This is a genomic window from Mixta sp. (genome assembly GCF_024610815.1).
Classification (GTDB): domain Bacteria; phylum Pseudomonadota; class Gammaproteobacteria; order Enterobacterales; family Enterobacteriaceae; genus Mixta; species Mixta calida.
On the sequence record NZ_JANION010000033.1, the window covers coordinates 21,686 to 29,689 of the forward strand.

Consider the following 8,004-nt stretch of genomic DNA (forward strand, 5'->3'; position numbering starts at 1 on the left):
TTCTCCCGCCCGATCAGACAAAGCTGACATCGGTCTCTTTGCGTTTTTTGTAATGGGTGACGGCGATGGCGATCATGATGACGCCGCCCACCACGATGTTCATGAAGTAGTTGGAGACGCCGATCAGGTTGAGGCCGTTCTTCAGAATGGCGATAAGAAAAACGCCCATTAAGGTGCCGGTGACCGTGCCTTTGCCGCCCATCAGGCTGGCGCCGCCCAACACCGTCGCGGCCAGAACGTCCAGCTCGCCGCCGACCAGCGCGTTGGGCACCACTTCGCCCATGCGGTAGACTTGCAACAGGCCGCCGATCGCCGCCATCGCCCCCAGCCAGCCGTAGGCGAACAATGTAACCAGCGTGACACGGATGCCGACGCGCCGCGCCGATTCGGCATCGCCGCCCACGGCGTAGAGCTGGCGGCCCAGATGGGTTTTATTCAGCAGCAGCCAGCCGATCGCGGCGATAATCAGCATCATCACCAGCGGCAAACCGATCTGATAATGCTGGCCGTTAAGGGTGAAGGGCAGCACCTCGCGCAGCGTCGTCCACCACTCCGGCAGCTCATACAGGCTGCGGCCATCCGTCAGCCAGATCAGCAGGCCGAACAGCAGCGACTGCATGCTGATGGTGATAATGATCGAGACCACGCGCAGCGAGGTGATCAGCAGCGCGTTAATCACGCCGAACAGCGTGCCGCACAGCAGCGCCAGCAGAATACTCAGCAGCGCATTGTCGAACTGATAATGGATAAACAGGCTGGCGATCAGGTACTGCACCACCGAGGCGACGGCGGCGAAAGAGATATCGATGCCGCCGGTCACCAGCACCACAAACAGACCCAGCGCGAAAATGCCGGTCACGGCGTAGCTTTCCGCCAGATCGAGCAGGTTCTGCACGCTGAGGAACTGATCGCTGGCCAGCGAGAAAAAGATCGTAAAGGCCAGCAGCACCCAGGCGAGCCAGCCCTGACTGCTTTGCGGTTTTAAAAAGGATAAATCAGGCATTGATCACCTCCTGCAGCTGCTGTTGCGCCACGTTGCCCGGCAGATACTCGTCGTGGATGGCGCCGTCGCGAAAATGAAGGATGCGGTCGCAGTTGTACCAGACCTCCGGCACTTCGTCGGATATCAGGATGATGGCGAGCCCCTCCTGCGCCAGCTGATGGATCAGCTGATAAATGCTCGCTTTCGCCCCGACGTCGACGCCGACGGTAGGCGAATCGAGGATCAGAATACGCGGCTGCGTCAGCACCCATTTCGCCAGCACGATTTTCTGCTGATTACCGCCCGACAGCGTGGAGATCGCCTGATCGGGATCGGCGACGCGCACGCCGAGCTGCTGGATCCATTGCAGAATCAGCTTGTTTTTGCGGTACTCGTCGATCAGATGGAAGCGGTTTTGCAGCCGGTCGAGAATCGACAGCACCATGTTGTCCGCCACCGACTGCTGCTGCACCAGCCCCAGCGTCAGGCGATCCTCCGAGACGTAGCCGATGCCCGCTTTGATGGCATCCTCATGGCTGCGGAAACGCACCGGCTTGCTGTCGAGCCAGATCTTGCCGCTGTCGGGCCGCGTCATGCCGAACAGCGACAGCGCCAGTTCGGTGCGTCCCGATCCCAGCAGCCCGCACAGCCCCAGCACTTCGCCCTCATGCAGGCAAAAGCTGATATCGCGGTACTGACCGGCACGCGACAGCTTCTCTACTTCCAGCAGCGTGCGCTGGTGGCGCGCCGTCGGCGCCTTGAGCTGATAGTCGAGCTTCAGACCAGTCATCAGCTCCGTCAGCCGCTGGCTGCTCATCTCCGCGGCGGGCCAGCATCCGATGCAGCTGCCGTCGCGGATCACCGTTACGCGATCGGAAATTTCCAGCACCTCATCCAGCCGGTGACTGACGAACACCACGCAGATCCCTTTCTCTTTCAGGTAGCGCACGGTGCGCAGCAGCTGGTTGACCTCGGTGCGCGTCAGCGATGCGGTCGGCTCATCCATGATCACCAGCTTCGCCTCCGCGACCAGCGCGCGGCAGATCGCTACCTGCTGACGCTGAGCGATGGAGAGCGCCGCGACCTTCTCATCCAGCCTGAGCGTAAAGCCCAGTTCATTGACGATGCGCTCGGCGCTGGCGCGCAGGTGACGCGCGCTGTACCAGCCAAACAGTCCGTTGAGGTTATGCTCGAAGGCGATGTTCTCCGCCACGCTCAGGTTGGGAAACAGCGACAGGTCCTGGTAGATCACCTGAATGCCGAAATCGCGCGCCTGCTTCGGCGTCAGGCGCGGCAGGCTGTCGCCATCTTCCAGCCGGATTTGCGCGCCGTTATCCGGCGCGTAAACGCCGGAGATAATTTTAATCAGCGTGCTTTTGCCGCAGCCGTTGGTGCCGGCCAGGCAGTGAACTTCTCCCGCCATCAGCGTGAGCGATACGGCTTTCAGGGCGCGATTGCCGCCAAAGGTTTTCGACAGATTTTCCAGCGCGATCAGCGCCCGTGGCTCGCTCTGTTTCATGGTTACAGCCCCATTTTGACCAGCTTCGGCAGGTTGGCTTTATCCAGACTTTCGCTATTGTTGCCGAGCAGCGTATGGTTGGCGGCGTCTACCTTGACGCTGCCCAGGCCTTCGATGGTCATGCCGTCGGTAATCGGCTCTTTTTTCTGCATCATGTCGGCGATGCGCACGAAGACTTCACCAGCGGTCATCGGGTTCCAGATAAAGCCGCCTTTAATGGCGTCACGCTTCACCAGCGAAGCGCCCTGGCCCGGACTGAACGCGCCGATTACGCAGATCTGTTTGGTTTTATTGCGGTTCAGCACCGCGCGGCCCGCACCGATCGGCCCCTGCGATCCGAACGCCATAATGCCTTTCAGATCGGGATACTTGGACATCAGCTCGTTGGTGGTGCGGATGGAGTCATCCAGCGATTCGCCGACGCCGAATTTATCCGTCACCAGCTGCATTTTGGGATAATGCTGCTGCTGATATTTCAGCGCTGCGTCGGTCCACTGCTGATGCAGCGGCACCGTCAGGCTGCCGACGTACATGGCGTACTTGCCCTCTTCATGCATGCACTGCGCCAGCGCCTTCATATGGTTGATGCCGTGGGTATCGGCGTCGATCAGTTCGAAATCCCAGTCGGCATATTTTTGACCGGGCGACTCATGGGTGATGATTTTGATGCCGGCGTCGTGGGCGCGCTTCAGCACCGGCTCCAGCACCTGCGGATCGTTGGGCACCACGCCGATGATATCGACCTTTTGCGCAATCAGATCTTCGATGGCGCGCACCTGCAGCGCTGGATCGGCGGCGGTGGGGCCAACCTGCCAGGCGTCGATGCCGCGTTTCGCCGCCTCGCTTTTAATGCCTGCCTCCATTGCGTTGAACCAGGGAATGCCGCCGATTTTCACCACGATGCCCATACGCAGTTTTTCGGCGGCGAAAGCCGGAGAGGCAGCGAACAGCGCGAGCAGGGCACAGAGGGTAAGGTTTTTTTTCATCGTATCTCCGTCGGGTTGCGTCAGTAATTAATCAGCTGTACGGACTGCGAACGCTGTGAACAATCGATAACGTTCACGCCGTTCCACGCCAGTTCCTGCTGTAAAGCTTTATCTTTCAGGCTGTCGGTAATCAGAAAATCCACATCGCGGTAATGGCAAATTCGGGCGAAAGAGGGCCGGGAAAATTTGCTGGCGTCCATCAGCAGATATTTTCTTTCGGCGGCCAGCAGCATCTGCTGTTTTAAATGCGCGCCATTTTCGTTGCCTTCGCGTAAATAACCGTCGCCGCCCATCCCGCTACAGGAAAAAAAGATTTTATTGATCAAAAATTCCTTTAACGGTAATTCCGCCACCACGCCATGAAAATCTTCGTAGCGGTCGGAATATTCGCCACCAAGACAAATGGTGCGAATATGGCTTTTTACCGCCAGCGCCTGAATCGTGCGCAGGGAATTGGTTAATACGGTCAGCTCAATATCGGGCAGCTGCCGCGCCAGAAACCAGCAGGTGGTGCTGCTGTCGAGCAGCAGGCAGTCGCCGACCGAAATAAAATCAAGGGCGCGCTTAGCGATCTGCATTTTGGGCTGTTCGTTTTCATTCATGCGTTGGCGGAAAGTCGCCTCGTTTTCATTATGCAAATTACGGCTATGGTTATTATTTCCCTGGCGTCGTCGATTAATTACCGCGCCGCCGTGGCTACGCTGTAAAATACCGCTTCTTTCCAGCTGACTCAGGTCGCGGCGAATCGTTTCCTGCGAGACGCGACATAATTTAACCAGTTCGGCGACCAGCACCCGACCATTTAGATTTAATTCCTCAATGATTTTTCGCTGACGTTCAACAGGCAACATGATTTCCTCCGGTGCAATAAAAGTAATGGATAGCGGGATCGCAAAATGTGCCCTGGACAAAACTCCAGGGGCGAGAAAAACGCGACGGGTAAATAAGTGAGCGGCTTCCTGCTAATTATGCAAAAGAAGCTTCTTATTTCATTTAAGTGTGACTTTTGTCACAAATATCCCTCCTGTTTTGCCGTTGAGCTTCTATTAATGCCACAGCGAAATCTTTTTGGCAGGAAAAATAATATGACCGGTTATGCCCGTTTATGCGTATTTGACCGTTTGTGACGCCGCCGCAGAGTCCGAGAAATCTGATTGAGCTCGCGCGGAGGGCAAAGGATGATGAATCATGCCGTTACGTTAAACCCTGGTTTGTTCAAAGGCGCTTCCGGCCTGTTTTCCCGCGCGGCGGGAGAAAGGCATGTTGAACCGTCGTCGTTGCGCTATCATCAATGAATTAATTTAGGGATCGGGTCATTAAATGCCTTACTGGATGAAATCGCTGTTGTTGCCTTTTCTTTTTATTGCCAGCGCGCAGGCGGCGCCGTTGCAGAAAACATTTACCGACTGGCAGATCACCTGTAATAACCTTAATTATTGTGTGGCGCGTAATATTCCCGGCGATAATGGCCTGGTGATGACCCTTTCCCGCCATGCCGGCGTCAACGATCGTCCGTTGTTGCGCATCGACTACGGCAACCGTTATACGGGCGAGCTGAAGGGCGCGGCGTTACAGGATAATTTATTGCTCGATCAGCAGCGTCTCAGGCCCGATTTTAAACACTGGACGGTCGAACTGCACCATCTGGCGACGGCGCACGCCATCGCCATCGACGAGTTTCTGGGGCAGATCATGAACGCCGATAATATTCAGGTGACATGGCGGCCGCAGGCAACCATTTCGCTGCATGGATTAAAAGCGGCGCTGCTGTTAATGGATGATATTCAGGGACGCGTCGGTAGCCTGAGCGCCTGGATTAAGCGCGGCAATCGCCCCGCCACGGATGTGCCGCCGGAGCCTGCGCCGCCCATGTTACGCACGCCAGAGCGGCCTCCCGCCGCGCTGACGCGCGAAGAAACGACCGGACTGATCGATTTCGGCACCTGGCGCGTCAACGCCGATGAGTGTTCGCTCGACCCGATGCGTCGCGAAGTGAGCGTGGCGCCGTTGACCGACAGCAAAGCATTGCTGTTGGTCAGCTGCGAAATGGGCGCCTACAACATGATCGATCTTGCTTTTGAAGTGACGCGCACACAGCCTTACCTGGCGCGCGGCCTGACGCTGACGCTGCCGTTCGTCCCGCCGACGCGCAGCGAAAAACAGATGGAAATTATCAACGCCGACTATGACGTCGCCACCGGACAGCTCTACACCTTTGCGAAAGGCCGTGGATTAGGCGACTGCGGCAACGCCACGCGCTGGCAGTTTAACGGGCAGGAGTTCGTTCTGGCGGAGTATGCGGAAGAGAGTACCTGCGACGCCTGGCACGGCAGCGACGACTGGCCGACGCTGTGGGTCAGCCAGCGCCCGACGCCGCCCCCTGCGCCGCAGGAGGGGTGAATTAGCGGGAAGCGGACTCGCCGCCCTGACCAATCGCCTGCACCATCATCGGCGATCCCGTTTTGTTGCCGACCAGCTCGCTCAGCAGATCGTTAACCCCGTCGCTCATGGCGCGGAAGCGCGTCAGATTGGTACGCGTCACCACCACGAACACGCCGACGTTATGCTGCGGCACCATCGCCATATAGGTGATAAAGCCGCCGCCGCCGCCGGTTTTCTGAATAATGCCCGGATGACCGTCGGCCGGCGCGATATAGACCCAGCCCATACCCAGCGCTTCCGCCTTGCCGGGCACATCCATGCCTTCCACCTTCGTCAGCTGGCTACGCTGATAGATCAGCGTTTGCAGACGATCGATCTGCGGCGTGCGCACGTTAATGTCCGAATTCAGGAACTGCTGCATCCAGCGGCCCATATCTTCCGGCGTTGAATAGACGCCGCCGCTGCCGATGGCGGCCAGCGTATTGCTGCAAGGGCTGGCGCCGCGCGCCGGCACCATTAGCCGTCCGCACTGCTCCGGCGAAGGGGTGAAAGTGGTGTCTTTCATCCCCAGCGGACGCGTAATCAGCTGACGAAACAGCGCGGGATAAGGCGTGCCCGCCGCGCGTGACAACGCGTCCGCCAGCAAATCATAAGCCAGGTTCGAGTAGGCGGCGCGTACGCCGGGCGGCGTCGTCAGCCGCGCCTGTTGCAGCCAGCTCCAGCGATCGCTTTTAGTCGGCCAGACGAAAACCGGACGGCCCGCTTTACCGCCGGGCTGTTCGCGCGGCAGGCCGCTGGTATGGGTCGAAAGATGGATCAGGCGCATCGGTTGACCGGCATAATCGGGCACGCGCATGCCCGGCGGCGCGTATTTCGCCAGCGGATCTTCCAGCTGAATGCGCCCCTGTTCGGCCATTTTCAGCATCACTTCGCTGGTCATCAGTTTACTGAGCGAGGCGATGCGAATCAGGGAATCTTTCTGCGGGCGTGTCTGATTGCCGGGACGGGTTTCGCCGAAGCTGGCGAAAACGCGCTGGTTGCCGTCTATCGCTACCAGCGCCATACCGGTAGCGGCGCTGCCGTAAAAGATATGTTCGGCATAGCGATCCACGATTTGTGAAGCCAACAGAGGATCGGGCGACGGGGTCGTCGCGGCCTGGCTACGTAGCGGCAGCGTAGCGAAGAGAGCGGCCAGCAGATAAAAACGAGTTTTCAACGGAGACAATATCCATCAGGTTAAGCGAAAGGTAAATTATAGTAATCGCTTTCCCGCCGACGGAAAGGGGGGAACAACACTATTTTTTGCCGCTTAACTTCAGCGCCTGATGGCCGGCGATTCGGTTTGCGCAGGGCTCCACTTTGTCAAACGCTGTGTTACCGCAGGCCGCAATTCATTAAATGGATGGGATAAGGCCGCTGATGAAGCTGGAAGAGCGGCTGAGAGCGGACGGGAAGCCGCCTGTTTTATCAAACAAGCCGCGCAGCCTGTACGCGGCAGGGAAATGAAGGTTACAGCTCTTTATTTTCTTTGAGGTTCCAGCCCGATGCTGTTTCGGCGCCTTTGCCGCCTCTTTCCGTTTGCTCCCAGTACTGCTGACGTACTCTGGCTGCCTGGAAATGGTAAGCCATATTGATTTGCTCTCCGCCCGTGGAGCCGCTGTAGCTGATGTTCGTTAACAGCACTTCTTCAAGCGTGATGCGCATATATTCCATTTGCGGATCGCCTGCCTTGCAGGCGGAAAGCTCAACTTTAGTGATATGCCTGCCGGCGGCAAGATAACGTGTTACCGCAGGCGTTGCCCGATCGACGGGCGCGTTAACCGTGAGATCGCGCCAGGTGACCCGGCCTGCGCCGCCGCCGCCGCCCGTTTGCATATTGCCCGGCTGGCTGGCACCCCAGTTAAAACTGGACAGGGTAATCCAGCCCTTATGGTTTGCATCCTTCGATTCCCCCTGAATGCCGTCAATTTTTAAAAAAAGGTCAATGCTCATCCCTGGCTCCTGTGTTGATAGTAAAAAATAATTAGCCCTGAGGCTTGATGGGTATCGCTGCGGTTTTAATAGAAGCGCCGCAGAATGCTTTCCGTTTCATACTCGATATGTCCATCAGGATAACGTCTGATAATGAGCGGACG

The 8,004-nt window shown here is 57.7% G+C and carries 7 protein-coding genes; 1 reads left to right on the forward strand and 6 read right to left on the reverse strand.

Annotated features, from left to right (window positions below; genetic code table 11):
- Positions 1-13: 13 nt before the first annotated feature.
- From MYY08_RS01835 to MYY08_RS01850, 4 genes are read right to left on the reverse strand one after another with little or no spacing between them, the layout of a single operon-like run.
- On the reverse strand, positions 14-1,003 hold the full coding sequence (locus tag MYY08_RS01835; protein WP_038624836.1) for an ABC transporter permease: 990 nt from the start codon (positions 1,001-1,003) through the stop codon (positions 14-16).
- On the reverse strand, positions 996-2,501 hold the full coding sequence (locus MYY08_RS01840; protein WP_104951560.1) for a sugar ABC transporter ATP-binding protein: 1,506 nt from the start codon (positions 2,499-2,501) through the stop codon (positions 996-998). Before MYY08_RS01840 ends, MYY08_RS01835 begins: the two co-directional genes overlap by 8 nt.
- A 2-nt stretch (positions 2,502-2,503) precedes the next feature.
- The gene (locus MYY08_RS01845; protein ID WP_038624840.1) at positions 2,504-3,487 is read right to left on the reverse strand and encodes a substrate-binding domain-containing protein; all 984 of its coding nucleotides are present in this window, start codon (positions 3,485-3,487) and stop codon (positions 2,504-2,506) included.
- Between the two features lie 20 nt (positions 3,488-3,507).
- Positions 3,508-4,338, reverse strand: a complete 831-nt coding sequence (locus MYY08_RS01850; RefSeq protein ID WP_104951559.1) for a DeoR/GlpR family DNA-binding transcription regulator — start codon at positions 4,336-4,338, stop codon at positions 3,508-3,510.
- A gap of 469 nt (positions 4,339-4,807) precedes the next feature.
- On the opposite strand from MYY08_RS01850, the gene MYY08_RS01855 reads away from it, so the two are divergent.
- The gene (locus MYY08_RS01855; protein ID WP_288012749.1) at positions 4,808-5,887 is read left to right on the forward strand and encodes a DUF1176 domain-containing protein; all 1,080 of its coding nucleotides are present in this window, start codon (positions 4,808-4,810) and stop codon (positions 5,885-5,887) included.
- A 1-nt stretch (position 5,888) separates the two neighbouring features.
- Here the strand turns inward: MYY08_RS01855 and ampH are convergent, their stop codons facing one another.
- Both ampH and MYY08_RS01865 read right to left on the reverse strand, forming a co-directional pair.
- On the reverse strand, positions 5,889-7,085 hold the full coding sequence (ampH, locus tag MYY08_RS01860) for a D-alanyl-D-alanine-carboxypeptidase/endopeptidase AmpH (protein WP_038624846.1): 1,197 nt from the start codon (positions 7,083-7,085) through the stop codon (positions 5,889-5,891).
- Between the two features lie 293 nt (positions 7,086-7,378).
- Positions 7,379-7,861, reverse strand: a complete 483-nt coding sequence (locus tag MYY08_RS01865; protein ID WP_038624848.1) for an Hcp family type VI secretion system effector — start codon at positions 7,859-7,861, stop codon at positions 7,379-7,381.
- Positions 7,862-8,004: the final 143 nt, after the last annotated feature.

What these genes read in the sequence shown, in the direction of transcription:
- MYY08_RS01835 (WP_038624836.1), bottom strand. Translation starts at nt 1,003, where the DNA reads ATGCCTGATTTATCCTTTTTAAAACCGCAAAGCAGTCAGGGCTGGCTC.
- MYY08_RS01840 (WP_104951560.1), bottom strand. Translation starts at nt 2,501, where the DNA reads ATGAAACAGAGCGAGCCACGGGCGCTGATCGCGCTGGAAAATCTGTCG.
- MYY08_RS01845 (WP_038624840.1), bottom strand. Translation starts at nt 3,487, where the DNA reads ATGAAAAAAAACCTTACCCTCTGTGCCCTGCTCGCGCTGTTCGCTGCC.
- MYY08_RS01850 (WP_104951559.1), bottom strand. Translation starts at nt 4,338, where the DNA reads ATGTTGCCTGTTGAACGTCAGCGAAAAATCATTGAGGAATTAAATCTA.
- MYY08_RS01855 (WP_288012749.1), top strand. Translation starts at nt 4,808, where the DNA reads ATGCCTTACTGGATGAAATCGCTGTTGTTGCCTTTTCTTTTTATTGCC.
- MYY08_RS01865 (WP_038624848.1), bottom strand. Translation starts at nt 7,861, where the DNA reads ATGAGCATTGACCTTTTTTTAAAAATTGACGGCATTCAGGGGGAATCG.